The organism is Rhodococcus sp. IEGM1428 (assembly GCF_050321865.1).
GTDB lineage: Bacteria > Actinomycetota > Actinomycetes > Mycobacteriales > Mycobacteriaceae > Rhodococcoides.
Window position 1 is genome coordinate 24,605 of the sequence record NZ_JBNQFW010000011.1, and the last position, 16,902, is coordinate 41,506.

The window sequence follows — 16,902 nt, forward strand, 5'->3', positions numbered from 1 at the left end:
CTCTGCCGCACTGTCTCGACCTGGTCTTCGTTACCCGTCGGTAGCCTCTCGATCGCCGGCCGACCCGAGGACGCGTCTGCTGCTAGAACTGTGGAATGGCAATTTCGGACGACCCGTACCTCTGGCTCGAAGACGTCACCGGCGACGCTGCGCTCGCGTGGGTGCGCGAGAAGAACGAGGTGACGGTCGAGGCGCTGAGCGGTCCGGCCTTCGAGGCCACCGAGGCGAGCATCCGAGAGATTCTCGACACCGACGCCCGCATTCCGTACGCACGACGCCGCGGGCAGTTCCTGTACAACTTCTGGCGCGACGGCGAGCACATCCGCGGTCTCTGGCGTCGAACCACGATGGACGAATACCGAACCGAGAATCCGGTGTGGGACGTTCTTCTCGACCTGGACGCACTGGCCGAGGGCGAGGGCGAGAACTGGGTTTGGGGCGGTGCCCAGGTATTGCGCCCCGATCAGCGACTGGCTCTGATCACCCTCTCCCGCGGCGGGGCCGACGCGACGGTGGTCCGTGAATTCGACATCGACTCCCGCGCGTTCCGCGCCCCGGACGACGGCGGCTTCGCATTGCCCGAGGCCAAGACCGACATCGGTTGGATCGATGCCGACACCGTCTTCGTCGGAACCGATTTCGGGGACGGGTCACTGACCGAGTCGGGTTACCCGCGGATCACCAAGCGGTGGCGGCGCGGTACTCCCCTCGTCGAGGCCGAGACCGTCTTCGAGGGTAAAGCACAGGACATCTCGATCTCCGCCTGGCACGACCGCACCCCCGGCTTCGAGCGCGACTTCGTCCAGCGGGCCACCGACTTCTACAACTCCGAGACCTACGTACTCGACGGGTCCACGTTGACCCGGATCCCGACGCCCACCGACGCGTCGACCTCGGTGCACGAGAGGTGGTTGCTGGTTCGGACCATGACGCCGTGGACCGTCGGCGACACCACCTACCCTGCCGGCGCACTGCTCGCTGCAGATTTCGACGAGTTCATTTCCGGCACAGCATCTTTGACGGTTCTGTTCGCCCCGGACGAGCATACTTCTCTACATCAGTACGCCTGGACCGAGAACTACCTACTGTTGGTGACGCTGCAGGACGTACGAACGCAGTTGCACGTCCTGACCCCTCGTGCGCGTTTTGCGTACCTGGAAGGACGCAAAACGCGCACGAGGGAGTGGGACGCGACCACCATCGACGGGTTGTCGGACCTGACGTCCACCGAGATCGTCGGCACCGACGCCGAGGAGAACGGTGACGAGTTCTTTCTCTCCTCCTCCGGCTATCTCACTCCGGCGACGCTTTTACTCGGCACGGTGGGAGCAGAACTCGAGATCCTCAAGCAGGCCCCGGCGTTCTTCGACGCCGACGGTATGACGGTGGAGCAGTTCTTCGCCCGCTCGGACGACGGAACACAGATCCCCTACTTCGTCGTCCGCCGCGCCGATTCCGGCCCCGGTCCCACGCTCCTGTACGGCTACGGCGGCTTCGAGATCTCGATGACCCCCGGGTACAGCGGCGCAACCGGACGGGCGTGGCTCGAACGTGGTGGCACCTACGTCGTGGCCAACATCCGCGGCGGCGGCGAGTACGGGCCGTCCTGGCACACCCAGGTACTGCGCGCCGGACGCCATCTGGTGCACGAGGACTTCGCGGCTGTCGCACGCGATCTCGTCACCCGAGGCATCACCACCACCGATCGGTTGGCCGCGCAGGGCGGTAGCAACGGCGGCCTGTTGATGGGCATCATGGTGACGAAGTACCCGGAACTGTTCGGAGCGTTGGTATGTCAGGTCCCGCTACTGGACATGAAGCGGTACCACCTGCTGCTCGCGGGCGCGTCCTGGGTGGCCGAATACGGCGACCCGGACGACCCGGACGAGTGGGAGTTCATCTCGCAGTACTCCCCGTACCAGAACGTGGTGCCCGCGTCGGAGCGCCGGTACCCACCGATCCTGATCGCGACGTCGACGAGGGACGACCGCGTCCACCCCGGACACGCTCGCAAGATGGCCGCATCGCTGGCCGAACTCGGCCACGACGTGAGCTACTACGAGAACATCGAAGGCGGCCACGGCGGGGCGTCGGACAACGCGCAGTTGGCCTTCAAGACGGCGTTGACCTACGAGTTTCTGTGGCGACACCTAGGCGGAGACCGCTGATCACCCGGCGAGAGCGGCCTCGAACATCGGCCACGAGTTGTGCAGGTCGGTCTGCCAGTAACCCCACGAGTGGGTACCCCGGTCACGGAGCTCGAAATGAGCCGGAATGTCGAGCCGTTCGAGGGCGGTCTTCAAACGCCGAGTGCAGTCGCCGGTAGCCACCTCGATCGCACCGCCCACGACCATCTGGTTGAGCAGCACGAAGCCCGGTCCGTTGGGATTGGTCCCGTCCAGAGTGTCCGACGCTCCGGCCAGACCACTGCCGTTGGAGACGTACAGCGCTGTGCCACGCAGACTTTCGGCATTGACCACCGCATCGTTGCGAATCCAATCCGGGTCGTTGTCCGGTCCCCACATGTTCGCCACGTTCGCACCGAGCGCCATGGACACGACCGTCTTGACGTACGAATTCCCCAACGCATCGGTCGTCGAAGCACAGCCGCTGTACGAGCCGACGGCCTTGTACAGCCCCGGATTCCGAATCGCCAGATTCAGTACCGAGGTCGCCGCCATCGAGATACCGGCAATGGCGTTGCGCCCGTTGGTGTCCAGCAGGTCGTCGATGAGCGGGGGCAGTTCGTCCGCCAGGAACGTCGCCCACTTGTTGCGGCCGAGGACGGGATCGTCGTGCTGCCAGTCCGTGTAGTAGGAGTAGGCCCCACCCACGGGCGTCACTACGTTGACGTTCTTGTCGGCGAAGAAGGATACGACGTCGGTTTGGGTGTACCAGTCCATTCCGTCGGTTCCGCCGCCCGCACCGTTGAGCAGGTACAGCGTGGGACTCGGTGCCGTCCGGTCGGGTGAGCGCAGAATCTTGAGGGGAATCGTTCGATCCATCGCCGCCGAGTGGACGAACGCGGTCATGGCCACGTCGTCGGTCGCCTCGGTGCGCACCACGTAGGACGATGTGGACGGAATCGACAGCGGGTCGATCGGCGTCGCGTTCGCGAGAGGGTGCACCACTGCCGTCATGCAGGCGGCCACACACAGAACTGCCAGTCTGCGCCCTCCGGACGACTGGACGACCCTCGTCCCACCCCTGCGTCGACGAATAGAATCCCCCACGCCGTTCATAGTCGTGCCCACTAACGTCGTCGAACAATTGTTGGTTCAAAAGCTTTCTACACCAAAACGAACCGAAAGTATGTAGAAATGACGAGTAGTGGGCAGAAAACCAAAAGTTAATTCGAGTGATCTACTTGTGCATCCACTCGGCGACGAGGTCGGCCACCGCGGTGGGGTTACGGATCCAGCCGTTGTGCCCGAGCGGCTCGTCCACGTGCTTCGAGGTGACGTCGGCACGAACGAGCTTGCGGACGAGGTTGTCCATCGAGCCGCGCGGGGCGAGGTCGTCACCTTCGATGGTCACCGCGAGCACCGGAAGTGTCAGCCGGCCCATGCGCTCCTCGTAGTCCATGTCCGCCCCCGCCGGCTCGATCGATCCGGTGCGCGCGAATCGGGACCAATCGTCGATGAGGACACGCGATTGACGACCGAAGCCGCCGATACCGATTCGGTCCCCGGGCCAGAATCCGGCGATGCTGCTGGTGATCGCCATGGCGGCCGCGCCCACGTACAGCGGCACGCCGCGGGTCGTGCCGAAGCCACGGTGATACGGCGAACCGGACGCCACCAGAATCAACCCGCCGAGCCTGCCGCGGATACGGGCGGCGTACATCGACCCGAGCTGCCCACCCATGCTGTGACCGAGAAGGTAGGGCGTCGCCTCCGGGAACTGCTCCCGAACCACCTCGAAGATCGCCGGAAAATCGACCGACACCAATTCTTGGTAGCCGTACCGACTCGCCGAACTCGGTTTCGGGACACTGTCGCCCTGACCGCGTAGGTCGCCTATCGCGGCATGGAACCCGCGCGCGACGAGGGCCTCGGCGAACAAACGGTAGTAACCCCCGGGAATGCCGAGGCCGGGAAGGACGACGATCACAGGCGCGTCGTCACGTCCTTCGCCGGGGAACAGCGACACCGGCACCGTCGAACCGTCGGGCATCTGAATCGGAACCGTCTGCATCGGCCCACCCTATGACGGAGCGGGATTTCGACTGTCCATCCCCTGAGGGTCTACCTCACCGAATGATCGGCCGGGAGTTACCGGCCGCAGCGGCGATAGGGCTCGGGTCTACCGGATCGCTGGTGAATCATCGAGTCGTACAGATCTTTTCGATCGAACGCATGACGCCTCGAACGACGAGAGCCGGGTCCGACGGTACGTCGGGCCCGGCTCGAAGCCGTTGGTCAGGAAGCCGTGAATCAGGAGGGCAGGCCGGGGACCTCGAGGGCCGAGCCGGTACCTTCCGAGCTACCGAGGGCGAGCAACTGCAGCAGGATTGCGAGCAATTCCATGAAAACTCCTTCGAGAGAGGGCGATTCGATGCCGACACAGCATCGTGAACCGTTGCAAGTTCGTCGGACGAGAGACTGCGGTCAGCCGTTCGGGCCTTCAGGCCCACGGCGCGGCGGTCGGTCAGTCCGAGGAGGAACTGATACCCGAGAAGAGCTGGAGGAGGATTGTGAAGAGGTCACCGAGTTCAGCGGACATGCGACAGACTCCTTGATAGAGGGGGATGTGCAGATCGAACGTGACGGTCGTCACTCGATTACCTCTGCAAGAAGATTTCTACCCGACCAGATAACGTTCTGTATACGCATTTGGGACTAAAAGTCGAAAATCTTAGTGAGCCATCACAAAACGGTCACGACGTCGCCGATGCCGCGGCCGCCCCCCGACGGCGACCGCGGCACGTCACGCACTGTTTAAGCGGCGCTACCCGACGTCAGCACGCCGACGATCTGGTCGACGATCGCATCGACGATGCCGTCGTAGACTCCGGTGGCAATGTCGGAAATGAACTGCGCTGCTGAACCCATGGGATCTCCTGATGCTCGTGTGTACGTACAGCCGTAGGTGATACGACCTACCTCGTTCCTACCGCACACGCACCTCCGGTGCAGTACCCGGTACCAACTCGAGATCCCGAAGAGTCGGTACCGCAACGTTTTGCCGGTAAGCGCACCGCGTTCCGGTCGAAAACTATTCGCCGATCACGTCTTTCGCGCGCCCCACGAGCAATGGGTCTGTTTCACCGACGATTTCGGGGTCCTTGTTGGCATAGTCGAATTTGTTGAGCACAAAACGCATCGCGTTGATGCGGGCGCGCTTCTTGTCGTTGCTCTTGACGACCGTCCACGGTGCGACGTCGGTGTCGGTAGCGCGAAAGTTCTCTTCCTTCGCAGCGGTGTACGCGTCCCACTTGTCCAGCGATGCAAGGTCCATGGGCGAGAGTTTCCATTGCCGCACCGGGTCGACCTGACGAATGGCGAAGCGGGTGCGCTGCTCGTGCTGCGACACCGAGAACCAGAACTTGGTCAAACTGATGCCCTCGTCCACGAGCATCTGCTCGAACAGTGGAGCCTGCCGGACGAACTGAGCGTGCTGCTCGTCGGTGCAGAAACCCATGACGCGCTCCACACCTGCCCGGTTGTACCAGGACCTGTCGAACATGACTATCTCGCCTGCGGCGGGCAGATGCGCGATGTACCGCTGGAAGTACCATTCCGTCGACTCACGGGCCGACGGCTTCTCCAGGGCGACGACGCTGGCACCGCGGGGGTTCAGGTGCTCCATGAAACGCTTGATCGTGCCACCCTTACCGGCAGCATCACGACCCTCGAAGATGATGACGTGACGTCGACCGGTCTCTTTGGTCCACATCTGCAGCTTGAGCAGTTCGATCTGCAGCAGGCGCTTCTCCAGGTCGTATTCCGCCCGGGTCATGCGCTCGTCGTACGGGTAGTTCTCCCGCCAGGTATCCACGACGTGCCCGTCGGGAACCGTCAGCAGAACCGGGTCGTCGTCATCGGAGTCGTCGACAGTGAAACCCGACGTATCGGCAAGATCCACGGCCGTGGTGACGTCGAGCAGTTCGCTCAGGTCGGTGCGCGAAGTCTCACCGTTGCGAAGATCGTTGGCGGTCATGGGCCGAAAGTTAGTGCTCCTCGGTGACCAATCCGTGGCGATTCGGTGAACAACTGACACTTGCGGCACGCAACGCGTCGCCCCGGCCCGCAAGGGGGACGGGCCGGGCACGCGCGCGTCCGATCAGGTGCGACCGTAACCCTCGCCGAAGCCTCCGGTCCAGGGCTCGACCGGGAAAAGTCGAGAATCTTGTTCACGCTGCGTTTTCGGACCATCCGTATATCGGGGTCGATATGGGTGAAACCCCCGATGTGCCGAAAGCCGTTGATGACGCAGACTTTTCACCATGACATTCGAGAGCGGTTCACCCAGAGAATTCACCCTGTCCAGTTCACAGAAGATGATCGGAGGTGTGTGCGGCGGCATCGCCGAATATTTCGGCTGGGACGTCAATGTCGTCCGACTCGCCACCGTCGCCGGAGCGGTCCTGACCGGCGGTACCGTCGTGCTGATCTACCTCGCGGCCCTGATGTTAGTGCCGCGTCGTGCATGACAGCGCAGCCCGAACACGACGAAGCCCCGGACCCGAACGAACCGGGCCGGGGCTTTGCGGCTAGCTGGCGCTGGAGATTCCCTCGGCGCTACCGGTGAACAGACCGGTGATCGCGTCGGAGATGCCTGCGGCGATGCCGTCGGTGATGATTCCGCCGAGGCCGCCGCCGTCGGTGCCGCCGCCGAGCAGACCGGTGATGAGATCGAGAAGCATGAGAATGGTTACCTTTCGAAGGCAGGACTGAGGCCCGGTCCGGACGTGTGACCAGGCGGGGTGAAACATAACGTTCCGAACACAGCCTGGTCCACGGTTTCGGACAAAAAGGACCTACGGACTGTTTGGCGACACGAAACCTACTCGCTGGAGCAGAATCCGATCGGTCGTCGTCACTTTCCGGTGATCAACCACCCGCACGGTGCCGCGAGTTCGTCGGCCGCGGCAGGACCCATCGAACCGGGCGCATAACTCTGCACCGCGGGCGGGTCGTTCAGCAACGGCGCAGCCACGTCCCATACGTGCGCCAAACCGTCGGGCCGGGTGAACAGCGATCGGTCGCCGCCCAGCACATCGAGAATCAGGCGCGCGTACGGGCTGAGCGGCTCGGCATCGGGCACCGACTCGAGCGGCAGCGCAAGGTGTCCGACGGACAGGTCGAAATCCGGACCCGGCTCCTTGACCGTCATGGCGATGTCGATGCTGCCGTCGCCGGAGAGGTCGAACGAGAGCACCGCGCCGTCCTCCGGCAGCTCGCCCAGCGGACTGTCGGCCGGCTTGCGGAACACCAACGAGACGCGCTGTTCGCTGACACCCAACATCTTTCCGGTGCGGAGCAGAAACGGAACCCCACGCCAGCGGTCGGTGTCGACCCACAACGTGGCCGCCACGAACGTGTCGACGTTCGAGTTCTCGTCGACGCCCTCGACGTCGCGGTAACCGTCGTATTGACCGAGAACCACTTCGGCTGTGTCGAGCGGCCGGAACTGTCCGATCACCGTCTCGCGAGCCGATTGCAGATCATCGGCCTTCAGCGATGCGGGCGGTTCCATCGCGACCTCGGCCGCGACCTGGAACAGGTGCGTGACGAGCATGTCCAGCACGGCACCGGTGGCGTCGTAGAACTCGGCACGGTCGTCGATGTCGAGCGTCTCGGGGACGTCGATCTGTACCTGCGCCACGTGCTCGGCGTTCCAGATGCCACTGATCATTCCGTTGGCGAACCGCGCCACGTGCAGGTTCTGCGTCGCTTCCTTGCCGAGGAAGTGGTCGATTCGATAGACCTGCTTTTCGTCGACCACCTCGTGGACGGCCTTGTCGAGTTCCTCGAAGTTGCTCTGCGACGTGCCGAAGGGCTTCTCGTAGACCACCCGGGCACCGTCGGCCAGGTCGTGTGCACCGAGGGCCTTCGTGTAGTCGACGAAGGTGCTCGGCGGCAACGCGATGTAGTGCACCAACTGGGCGTCGTCGCCGATGTCCTTCTTCACCTCGGCCACGACCTCGGGCAGCTTGCCGGGATCGTCGACGGTGAAGCCGTTGCCCGCGAAGCGGATTCGCTCGGAGAATGCCGACCAATCGTCCTCGGCCACGTTCTCGACGAACTCGTCGAGCACGCTGCGGACATGATCGCGGAACTCGTCGTCGGACGAGTCCTTACGCCCGTTGCCGATCAGGACCCACTTCTCGGGCAGCAGGCCTTCGAGGTGAAGTTGGTAGAACGACGGCAGGACCATTCGCTTCGCGAGATCTCCGGTTGCGCCGAACAGGACGAATACAGTGGGTTGAGAGGACGCCATGACCTCCACTATGCACCGCATGGTTTGGGAGCGCACAGTGCTGACGAGGTAAGGGTGCACGATGACAAGATCACGGTTTCACGGTGAGATCTACGGGGTAGGCACAGCGTCGGGTGTGCGAATCGTCGTCGGACATTGGACTCGATCGCCACTCGGCGAGTTCACCGACGTCATGATCCAATTCGCCGACGGGAGACGCCTGCTCGTCGCGCCCAACGAGGACGTTCGGGAGTTCGTCACCGCCACATACACCTTCGACTCCACCGAGATCGTGCCGGTGACATTCGCCGCTCAGCCCGACAACTGGCGGTCGGTACAGGCCGGCGATCTGTCGGTGAGAATCCGCGTTGCCGGACCCACCCTGCTCGGGCGCGCGCTGAGCCTCGTTCCCGACGCGGTGTCCACGGCGCCGTGGTTCTGCGCGATCAGCGACCCCATCGCCCGAGTGATACTGCGGGGAGTACGCACCCGCGGCAGCGCAGGCGGCGGCCGACGCGAGTACTACGGTGCGCGCGGGCAACACCGCGTCACCGACGTCTCGGCATCGTGGCAGGGCGAGGACCTCGGGACACTCACCCCGGTCACTCCCCCGGTGACCTTCGGCTTCGGAAGCACCCCCGCCGCACCGTCGGTCACCCTCATCACCACGACGATCGACGGTTAGACCACCGCCGCACCGGACGCCCGCAGATCGTCGAGGGCCGCAGCGGAGGTCTCGGGCGCAACTCCCGCAACGAGGTCGGTGAGAACGCGGACGTCGAGCTTCTCGGTCACAGCGTCCTTCGCCGACGCCAGCACGCAATAGTCGGTCGCAAGTCCGACGACGTCGATGGCAGTGACCTCGTTGGCGGCGAGTACCTCGGCCAGAGGTGTCCCGTCCTCGGTGACGCCCTCGAACGCGGAGTACGACGGCTTCCCCTGACCCTTGTAGACGTGCACGTCGACCGAACCGGTCGCGTAGTCCGGGTGATACTCGGCTCCGACCGTGCCCGCCACACAGTGCACCGGCCAGGTGGTGACGAAATCCGGGGCGGCATCGGTAGCGAAGTGTCCGCCGTTGTCGCCCTCCGCATCGTGCCAGTCGCGCGAGGACACCACGAGGTCGTACTCGTCGCCGTGGCGCGCCAGGTACGCGCTGACCTTGCGCGCCACCTCCGCACCGCCGGTCACCGCGAGCGCGCCGCCCTCGGTGAAATCGTTCTGCACATCCACTACCAACAGAGCACGTGTCATGGAGCCCAGTATCCTCGACGCGTGCGCATCTCGTCTCTGGTCACCTACCCCGTCAAGGGATGCGCAGGTGTCGCACTGAATTCGGCCTCTGTGAGTGCCACCGGGCTCGAACACGATCGCGCATTCATGATCGTCGACGACGACGGCGCTTTTCGCAGTCAGCGCAGCGATCCCGTTCTCGCGGTCGTTCGGTGCTCGATGACGGACGGGGCGTTGACTCTCGAACACGCATCGGCAGGTTCGATGACCGTGTCCGTCGATCGGGACTCCGCGTCGCGCGACATCACGATGTTCCGCGCACCGATGCGAGGGATCGATCAGGGCGACGAGGTTGCCGCCTGGCTCTCCGAGGTGATCGGAGAACCGTCGAGGCTGGTCGCCGCTCCACGCGACCACGGCCGAGTCACCGATGGAATCTCGCCCGGGTCAGCACAATTCGCCGACAGCGCCGCCGTGCACATCCTCTCGACCGCCACGCTGGACGGTCTCAACTCCCGACTCGACGTCGCACTGCCGATGGATCGATTTCGCCCGAACATCGTCGTCGACGGCTGGGAAGAACCGCATCGGGAAGACGAGGTTCGCGAGGTCGGGATCGGGTCCGCTCGCCTCACCTACACCAAACTGGCCATCCGGTGTGCGGTGACCACGGTCGAGCAGACCACCGGTGAGCGGGGCGGCCCCGAACCCCTGCGCACTCTGGCCACCTACCGCCGCGCGCGGCAGAAGGGCGTGGCCTTCGGAGCGAAGTTCTCGGTGCTGCAGAACGGCACCGTGTCGATCGGCGACGAACTACTCGTCGAGACCTGGGGCGCGTCGGAGCTCTAGCTCGAACGGCATATGATTGGCCCAGCCGTTGCGAGCGCACATCGAAACCTGTTGCCCTGCTTGCACAGTCACCGTTCGACGGCCGGTTCCCAGTGCAGCGTTCGTGCCGCGGTATCGGATGAACGACGTCACCTCGTGGGCACCTGGCTCGACTGCATACGTCGACGGCTCGGTCCACGACTGCCGATGCTCGACGCCGTCGATCGTCACGAACGGGCGCGCCAACGTGCGCACCAGCGACGCGTTCACCCAATGCGGAGCGAATTCGATCTCGATCGTGGCGACCATAGTTACCTAGAGTAACGGTATGGCGCGGGTGTGGTGCGCTGAGTGTCCACTATTCGCGTCTGCACACGGTTTTCCGTCTACGAGAACGAATTGTGGACAATCACGTCACTTGCTCCGGTGACAATCAGCGCCGCCAACTGAATACGTGCCTGCCCCGCGCGCAGTTCCCGCGAGAACACCGCACCTGCATCGAGCAGATCGTGTCCACCTCCGCCGCCGCCGTACGTCGGTGAGGTCTCACCGAACGGCACCCGCGTCGTGACGACCACGTGCACCCCGGCAGCCACCGCCTCCTTCACTGCGTGTACGACACCGGCATTGGTATTACCCGAGCCCAGCGCCTCGAGCACGATTCCCGACGCCCCGGCTTCACGGGCGGCGTCGATCTGCACACCGTCGGCACCGGGATACAGGGCGACGATGTCGACCCGAATCCCGGCAACGGGCTTCCACTGCAGGGGTTTCGGCCGAGGGAGCGACGCCGACCGAAACGCATCGAGCTCGGTGGTGTGCGTCTTGATGGCACCGCGAGCCGGCAGCACCCGTCCGCCGAAGGCGATCAGGACACCCTGCTCGGACTGCGCTGCCGCCACCGCTGCGGCGATGTTGTTCGGACCGTCCGGGTCGGGATGATCCGAGGTGCGCTGCGCACCGGTGAACACCACCGGACGCTCGTCGTCGTGGAACAGATCGACGTACAACGCCGACTCCTCCATAGTGTCGGTGCCGTGCAGCACCACCACTCCGACGCAGCCATCCTCGGCCAGAGCGTCTGCCGTTGCCGTGCGAATGGTGTCGAGATCCGAGAAGTCGAGGGCGGAGCTGTCCTTCGACATCACCTCGCGCACCCGCACACCGTCGAGTTCGATCCCCGCGCCGGCAACCGGACGAGAGACCCCGTGCTCGTCTCGACTGCTGGCAATCGTCCCACCGGTGGTCAACAAGGCGACATACTCACTCACTGCGCGCTGCCACCTCTCGAATTCTGTTGCGGCACAGGTACCAACCGCCGATCAGCATCGGCGCGATGAGCAGGATCGACGCCACCGTCCAGGTTCCCACCGGTTGGTCGAAGGCCATCAGCACGAGTACACACGCCAGGAAGCCTAGCGTTGCGTATCCGGTGTACGGAGCACCGAACAGTCGGAATGCAGGTCGGGTGACCGCACCGGTCTTGGACAGCGACCAGAACTTCAGTTGACACGCCACGATGACGGCCCAGGCGCTGATGATGCCGAGAGCGGCGAGGTTGAGCACGATCTCGAATGCCTGCGCCGGCACAACGGCGTTGAGGACGACGCCGAGCAATGTCACCACCGACGTCAGCGCGATGCCGCCGTACGGCACACCCGACTTGTTCATCCGTGCAGCGAATTTCGGCGCCGAGCCGGCGACGGCCATCGAATGCAGGATTCGCCCGGTGGAGTACAGCCCGGCGTTGAGTGAGGACAGCGCCGCAGTGAGCACCACCAGATTCATGATCGCGTCGGCACCTTTGACGTCGATGGCTCCGAAGAACGTCACGAACGGACTCTCACCGGCCTGATAGGCGGTGTACGGCAACAGCAGTGACAGCAGCAGAACCGAGCCGACGTAGAACACGACGATACGGACGATGACGGTGTTGATCGCCTTGGGGATGACCTTCTCCGGGTTCTGCGTCTCCCCGGCTGCGGTGCCGACCAGCTCGATCGAGGCGTAGGCGAACACGACACCTTGGATCACGACGATCGCCGGCAGCAGTCCGTTGGGGATGAGACCGCCGTTGTCGGTGAGGACGCTCAGACCCGGTTCCTGCCCGTCGATGGGGGTTCCGAAGATGACGTAGTAGGTACCGATCGCCAAGAAGGTCACCAGCGCAACGACTTTGATGAGCGCGAACCAGAATTCCAGCTCGCCGAACACCTTGACCGACACCAGATTCAGGCCGAGTACGAGCACCAAGCCAGCGAGCGCGAACACCCATTGGTCGACGTTGCCCAGTGGGGCCCAGTACTTCTTGAAGAAGTTCATGTACAGCGCGACGGCCGTGACGTCCACGACGGCCGTCATCGCCCAGTTCATCCAGTAGAGCCAGCCGGCGGCGAACGCGACTTTCTCCCCGAAGAACTCGCGGGAGTACGAAACGAACGATCCCGACGACGGCCGGTGCATCACCAGCTCGCCCAGTGCGCGCAGGATCAAGAACGCGAAGAAGCCGCACAGCGCGTACACGAGCACCAGGGCCGGCCCAGCGTCGTGCAGTCGGCCGCCGGCACCCATGAAGAGGCCCGTGCCGATCGCGCCGCCGATGGCGATCATCTGAATCTGGCGCGGGGCCAGCTCTTTTCGATACCCCAGGTCCTCTTCGCTGAAGGCCTGCTTGGTTGTCGGGTTCTCGGTGCTCATCGTGTCACCTCGTCGACGTCTCGGGAGCAACGGCATGCTCGGTGGGAGCCACCCGCAGGTTCGCGAGATGCTCGGGGCTGAGCAGTCGATCCAGCTCCTCGCGCGCCAGCAGGCCCTTTTCGAGTACGAGATCCACGACGTTGCGGCCACTGACCAGTGCTTCCTGCGCAATGGCAGTCGATTCCACGTATCCGAGGTACGGGCTCAGCGCGGTGACCAGACCGATGGAGTTCTCCACGCGCTCACGCAACAGATCGACATTGGCGGTGATGCCATCGACACATCGATGCGCGACGGTTCGGCATGCGGCGCTCAGATGCGCCATGCCGTCGGACAGGGATTTGACGATGATCGGCTCGAATGCGTTGAGCTGCAGCTGTCCTGCCTCGGCTGCCATCGTGATGGTGACGTCGTGGCCGATCACCTCGTAGGCAACCTGATTGAGAACCTCGGGGATGACGGGGTTGACCTTGCCGGGCATGATCGACGAACCCGCTTGCATCGGAGGGAGATTGATCTCGTTGAAGCCGGCGCGCGGTCCGGAGGACAGCAGCCGCAGGTCGTTGCAGATCTTCGACAGCTTCACTGCGACTCGCTTGAGCACACCGGACAGGTGCACGAACTGCCCGACGTCCTGGGTGGCCTCGATGAGATCCGTCGCCGTGACGAGCGGCAGGCCGGTGATGGTGCGCAGATGCGCGACGGCCGATTCGGTGTAGCCAGCGGGAGCGTTGAGGCCGGTGCCGATTGCGGTGGCCCCGAGGTTGATCTCGTGGACCAGCAGTGCGGCTTCTTCCAGCCGTGAGCAGTCCTCGTCGATCATGATCGCGTAGGTGCCGAACTCCTGGCCGAGGGTCATCGGCACCGCGTCCTGCAGCTGGGTGCGGCCCATCTTGACGACGGTAGCGAACTCGCTTGCCTTGCGGGAGAACGAGTCTCGCAACACCTTCATCGAGGCGATGAGCTCGTGCACGGCGAAGATGGTCGCGATGTTGACCGACGTCGGGTACACGTCGTTGGTGGACTGCGAGGCGTTCACGTGCTCGTTGGGGTGCAGCATGCTGTAGTCGCCGTGCGGATGCCCGAGGATCTCCAGGGCGCGATTGGCGATGACCTCGTTGGCGTTCATGTTGGTCGAGGTGCCCGCGCCGCCCTGAATGACGTCGACGACGAACTCCTCGTGCCACTGGCCGTCGAGGATCTCCTGGCACGCCGTGCGGATCGCTTCCCCGCGGGTGGCGTCGAGAATTCCGAGATCTTGATTGGCCGACGCGGCCGCCCACTTCACCGCCGCGAGCCCGCGAACGAGGTGCGCGTTGGTGGAGATCGGGCGCCCGGTGATGGGGAAGTTCTCCAGGGCTCGCAGAGTGTGGATTCCCCAATACACGCTCGTCGGGATGTCACGTTCCCCGAGAAGATCCTTCTCGATACGGGTATCGGCCACAGTGCGCTCCTAGGTGGGGGTGTCCAGCTGTCCGGCTGTCTGACAGGTAGAGTGTGGCGCAGAACACCTCATCGGTCAACCCCCACGCTAGGATCACGCTATGAACCTGTCGGACAGCTGGGCGGTCAGGCAGCCCACCACTGCGCGCATGAGCGCAGCCGAGGCGGTGTTCGCCGATCTGCGCGCAGCTATCTCGTCGGGAGATCTCCCCGTCGGCCAGAAGTTGCCGTCCGAGGCGGCCCTTGCCGCCAGGCACAGCGTCAGCCGTTCCGTCATCCGCGAGGCCCTGCGCTCGTGCCATGCCCTCGGTTTGACCGAAACCAAGACGGGCCTCGGCACTTTTGTCGTCCGCGATCGGGTCGGCAGCGACCTCGACATCGGCAACTACGCCGCCCGTGAACTGATGGAGGCCCGCCCGCACGTCGAGATCCCCGCAGCCGGCTGGGCCGCGGAGCGCCGCACCGACGAGGAGTTGACGGTGCTCGCCGGCCTGGCCGACGAAATGCGTTCGGAAGACGACCACGAGGCCTGGGTGCTGCTGGACGCGCAGTTCCATACCGCCATCGCGCGGGCCAGCAAGAACCGCGTGTTCGAGGCGATCATCGTCGACATCCGGGATGCGTTGACGCGGCAATCGGAGACGCTCAATCTCGTCGCCCACCGCCAGCAGCAGTCCAATGTGGAGCACGATGCGATCGTCGACGGCATCCGATCAGGCCGGTACGACGACGCTGCCCGTGCCATGACCGCGCACCTCGATGCCGTCCGGGGTGCAGTGGAGTCGCTCGCCGATCAGCCGGATCAGTAGTACTACTAGGCTGCTCCCCGTGACGAAGGTATTGAACTCCCTCCCGGTCGGCGAACGAATCGGCATTGCATTCTCCGGCGGTCTCGACACCTCGGTGGCCGTGGCATGGATGCGCGAGCACGGCGCGATTCCGTACGCCTACACCGCAGACATCGGCCAGTACGACGAGCCGGATCTGTCCGATGTGCCCGAGCGCGGCCTGGCCTACGGGGCCGAGCAGGCGCGTCTCATCGACTGCCGTGAGCCGCTCGTCGAGGAGGGCCTGGCTGCGCTGACCTGCGGCGCATTCCACATTCGCTCGTCGCTGCAGACGTACTTCAACACCACCCCGCTCGGCCGTGCAGTGACCGGCACGATGCTGGTGCGCGCGATGGCCGAAGACGGCGTCTCGATCTGGGGCGACGGTTCGACGTACAAGGGCAACGACATCGAGCGGTTCTACCGCTACGGTCTGCTCGCCAATCCGCAGCTGCGCATCTACAAGCCCTGGCTCGACGAGGCGTTCGTCGCCGAGCTCGGCGGACGCCACGAGATGTCGCAGTGGCTCACCCAGCGCACCCTCCCCTACCGAGATTCCGCCGAGAAGGCGTACTCCACCGACGCCAACATCTGGGGTGCCACCCACGAGGCGAAGAAGCTCGAATACCTCGACACGTCCCTCGAGATCGTCAGCCCCATCATGGGCGTCAGGTTCTGGGACCCCGAGGTGGAGATCGCTCCCGAGGAGGTCACCGTCGAGTTCGAGCGCGGCCGCCCGGTGCGGATCAACGGCAAGAGCTTCGACAGCCCCGTCGACCTCGTCATGGAAGCCAACGCCATCGGCGGACGCCACGGCCTCGGCATGAGCGACCAGATCGAGAATCGCATCATCGAAGCCAAGAGCCGCGGCATCTACGAGGCCCCCGGAATGGCGTTGCTGCACATCACCTACGAGCGCCTCGTCAACGCCATCCACAACGAGGACACTGTTGCGTCTTACCACAACGAGGGCCGTCGACTCGGACGCTTGCTGTACGAGGGACGCTGGTTCGACCCGCAAGCACTGATGCTGCGCGAAGGTCTGCAGCGCTGGGTCGGCAACGTCGTCAGCGGCAGCGTGACGGTTCGTCTGCGCCGCGGCCAGGACTTCACCATCGTCGACACCCAGGGCACCAACTTCAGCTACCACCCCGAGAAGCTGTCGATGGAACGCAGCCAGGGCCAGGCCTTCTTCCCCGGCGACCGCATCGGTCAGTTGACGATGCGCAATCTCGACATCGCCGATTCCCGCAGCAAACTCGAGCAGTACGCCGCGCAGAATCAGCTCACGGCCTGGGGCGACCTGATCGGCGAACTGCCTGCGGGCGGAGCCGACGCCATCGCCGCCAGCAGCCCCGAGAGCTCCGTGGACTCCTCGGCCCTCGACCACGCCGCTATCGAGTCCGGTACCGACTAGCTGTCTTGTTGCCGCCGAACTCGAAGTTGTGGA

At 64.3% G+C, this 16,902-nt stretch carries 16 protein-coding genes; 6 read left to right on the top strand and 10 right to left on the bottom strand.

The window, feature by feature from the left end:
• The first annotated feature begins 95 nt into the window (after positions 1 to 95).
• Positions 96 to 2,168: a prolyl oligopeptidase family serine peptidase gene (locus ACQR3T_RS27840; RefSeq protein WP_428695716.1), complete on the top strand. Its 2,073-nt coding sequence runs from the start codon at positions 96 to 98 to the stop codon at positions 2,166 to 2,168.
• On the opposite strand, the gene ACQR3T_RS27845 is transcribed toward ACQR3T_RS27840, so the two are convergent.
• The 3 genes from ACQR3T_RS27845 to ppk2 form a co-directional block, all read right to left on the bottom strand.
• The gene (locus ACQR3T_RS27845) at positions 2,169 to 3,140 is read right to left on the bottom strand and encodes an alpha/beta hydrolase (protein ID WP_428695717.1); all 972 of its coding nucleotides are present in this window, start codon (positions 3,138 to 3,140) and stop codon (positions 2,169 to 2,171) included. It abuts the gene before it with no gap.
• 223 nt (positions 3,141 to 3,363) lie between these two features.
• A complete protein-coding gene (locus tag ACQR3T_RS27850) occupies positions 3,364 to 4,197 on the bottom strand; it encodes an alpha/beta hydrolase family protein (protein ID WP_428695718.1) in 834 nt (277 codons plus the stop codon).
• A gap of 1,020 nt (positions 4,198 to 5,217) precedes the next feature.
• Positions 5,218 to 6,162, bottom strand: coding sequence for a polyphosphate kinase 2 (gene ppk2, locus ACQR3T_RS27855; RefSeq protein WP_428695719.1), 945 nt, complete (start codon positions 6,160 to 6,162; stop codon positions 5,218 to 5,220).
• 286 nt (positions 6,163 to 6,448) lie between these two features.
• Here ppk2 and ACQR3T_RS27860 point away from each other — a divergent pair, with 286 nt between their 5' ends.
• Complete coding sequence (locus tag ACQR3T_RS27860) at positions 6,449 to 6,655, top strand: PspC domain-containing protein (protein WP_032380296.1); 207 nt, start codon at positions 6,449 to 6,451, stop codon at positions 6,653 to 6,655.
• A gap of 60 nt (positions 6,656 to 6,715) precedes the next feature.
• Here the strand turns inward: ACQR3T_RS27860 and ACQR3T_RS27865 are convergent, their stop codons facing one another.
• Both ACQR3T_RS27865 and ACQR3T_RS27870 read right to left on the bottom strand, forming a co-directional pair.
• Positions 6,716 to 6,868, bottom strand: coding sequence for a hypothetical protein (locus ACQR3T_RS27865; protein WP_155290872.1), 153 nt, complete (start codon positions 6,866 to 6,868; stop codon positions 6,716 to 6,718).
• A 173-nt stretch (positions 6,869 to 7,041) separates the two neighbouring features.
• On the bottom strand, positions 7,042 to 8,445 hold the full coding sequence (locus tag ACQR3T_RS27870) for a glucose-6-phosphate dehydrogenase (protein ID WP_032380771.1): 1,404 nt from the start codon (positions 8,443 to 8,445) through the stop codon (positions 7,042 to 7,044).
• 61 nt (positions 8,446 to 8,506) lie between these two features.
• Between ACQR3T_RS27870 and ACQR3T_RS27875 the strand changes: the two genes are divergently transcribed.
• Positions 8,507 to 9,109, top strand: a complete 603-nt coding sequence (locus ACQR3T_RS27875; protein ID WP_032380295.1) for a hypothetical protein — start codon at positions 8,507 to 8,509, stop codon at positions 9,107 to 9,109.
• Here the strand turns inward: ACQR3T_RS27875 and ACQR3T_RS27880 are convergent.
• Positions 9,106 to 9,678: an isochorismatase family protein gene (locus ACQR3T_RS27880; protein WP_032380294.1), complete on the bottom strand. Its 573-nt coding sequence runs from the start codon at positions 9,676 to 9,678 to the stop codon at positions 9,106 to 9,108. The two genes, ACQR3T_RS27875 and ACQR3T_RS27880, sit on opposite strands and share 4 nt — an antisense overlap.
• Positions 9,679 to 9,699: 21 nt before the next feature.
• On the opposite strand from ACQR3T_RS27880, the gene ACQR3T_RS27885 reads away from it, so the two are divergent.
• Complete coding sequence (locus ACQR3T_RS27885) at positions 9,700 to 10,506, top strand: MOSC domain-containing protein (RefSeq protein WP_428695720.1); 807 nt, start codon at positions 9,700 to 9,702, stop codon at positions 10,504 to 10,506.
• Here ACQR3T_RS27885 and ACQR3T_RS27890 read toward each other — a convergent pair.
• From ACQR3T_RS27890 to aspA, 4 genes are all read right to left on the bottom strand, one after another.
• Positions 10,471 to 10,794: a hypothetical protein gene (locus ACQR3T_RS27890; RefSeq protein WP_428695721.1), complete on the bottom strand. Its 324-nt coding sequence runs from the start codon at positions 10,792 to 10,794 to the stop codon at positions 10,471 to 10,473. The genes ACQR3T_RS27885 and ACQR3T_RS27890 overlap by 36 nt on opposite strands.
• A gap of 77 nt (positions 10,795 to 10,871) precedes the next feature.
• The gene (locus ACQR3T_RS27895; protein ID WP_428695722.1) at positions 10,872 to 11,756 is read right to left on the bottom strand and encodes an asparaginase; all 885 of its coding nucleotides are present in this window, start codon (positions 11,754 to 11,756) and stop codon (positions 10,872 to 10,874) included.
• Positions 11,749 to 13,182 carry an amino acid permease gene (locus tag ACQR3T_RS27900; RefSeq protein WP_428695723.1) on the bottom strand — a complete coding sequence of 478 codons (1,434 nt, stop codon included), beginning with the start codon at positions 13,180 to 13,182 and terminating at the stop codon, positions 11,749 to 11,751. The genes ACQR3T_RS27895 and ACQR3T_RS27900 overlap by 8 nt, the downstream gene beginning before the upstream one ends.
• A gap of 4 nt (positions 13,183 to 13,186) precedes the next feature.
• A complete protein-coding gene (aspA, locus tag ACQR3T_RS27905) occupies positions 13,187 to 14,626 on the bottom strand; it encodes an aspartate ammonia-lyase (protein ID WP_032380289.1) in 1,440 nt (479 codons plus the stop codon).
• Between the two features lie 100 nt (positions 14,627 to 14,726).
• Between aspA and ACQR3T_RS27910 the strand changes: the two genes are divergently transcribed.
• Both ACQR3T_RS27910 and argG read left to right on the top strand, forming a co-directional pair.
• Positions 14,727 to 15,434 (top strand): FadR/GntR family transcriptional regulator, encoded by a 708-nt coding sequence (locus ACQR3T_RS27910; protein ID WP_428695724.1) that lies wholly within the window; start codon positions 14,727 to 14,729, stop codon positions 15,432 to 15,434.
• 19 nt (positions 15,435 to 15,453) lie between these two features.
• Positions 15,454 to 16,869: an argininosuccinate synthase gene (argG, locus tag ACQR3T_RS27915; RefSeq protein WP_032380287.1), complete on the top strand. Its 1,416-nt coding sequence runs from the start codon at positions 15,454 to 15,456 to the stop codon at positions 16,867 to 16,869.
• Positions 16,870 to 16,902 lie beyond the last annotated feature (33 nt).

What these genes read in the sequence shown, in the direction of transcription:
- ACQR3T_RS27840 (WP_428695716.1), top strand. Translation starts at nt 96, where the DNA reads ATGGCAATTTCGGACGACCCGTACCTCTGGCTCGAAGACGTCACCGGC.
- ACQR3T_RS27845 (WP_428695717.1), bottom strand. Translation starts at nt 3,140, where the DNA reads ATGACGGCAGTGGTGCACCCTCTCGCGAACGCGACGCCGATCGACCCG.
- ACQR3T_RS27850 (WP_428695718.1), bottom strand. Translation starts at nt 4,197, where the DNA reads ATGCAGACGGTTCCGATTCAGATGCCCGACGGTTCGACGGTGCCGGTG.
- ppk2 (WP_428695719.1), bottom strand. Translation starts at nt 6,162, where the DNA reads ATGACCGCCAACGATCTTCGCAACGGTGAGACTTCGCGCACCGACCTG.
- ACQR3T_RS27860 (WP_032380296.1), top strand. Translation starts at nt 6,449, where the DNA reads ATGACATTCGAGAGCGGTTCACCCAGAGAATTCACCCTGTCCAGTTCA.
- ACQR3T_RS27865 (WP_155290872.1), bottom strand. Translation starts at nt 6,868, where the DNA reads ATGCTTCTCGATCTCATCACCGGTCTGCTCGGCGGCGGCACCGACGGC.
- ACQR3T_RS27870 (WP_032380771.1), bottom strand. Translation starts at nt 8,445, where the DNA reads ATGGCGTCCTCTCAACCCACTGTATTCGTCCTGTTCGGCGCAACCGGA.
- ACQR3T_RS27875 (WP_032380295.1), top strand. Translation starts at nt 8,507, where the DNA reads ATGACAAGATCACGGTTTCACGGTGAGATCTACGGGGTAGGCACAGCG.
- ACQR3T_RS27880 (WP_032380294.1), bottom strand. Translation starts at nt 9,678, where the DNA reads ATGACACGTGCTCTGTTGGTAGTGGATGTGCAGAACGATTTCACCGAG.
- ACQR3T_RS27890 (WP_428695721.1), bottom strand. Translation starts at nt 10,794, where the DNA reads ATGGTCGCCACGATCGAGATCGAATTCGCTCCGCATTGGGTGAACGCG.
- ACQR3T_RS27900 (WP_428695723.1), bottom strand. Translation starts at nt 13,182, where the DNA reads ATGAGCACCGAGAACCCGACAACCAAGCAGGCCTTCAGCGAAGAGGAC.
- ACQR3T_RS27910 (WP_428695724.1), top strand. Translation starts at nt 14,727, where the DNA reads ATGAACCTGTCGGACAGCTGGGCGGTCAGGCAGCCCACCACTGCGCGC.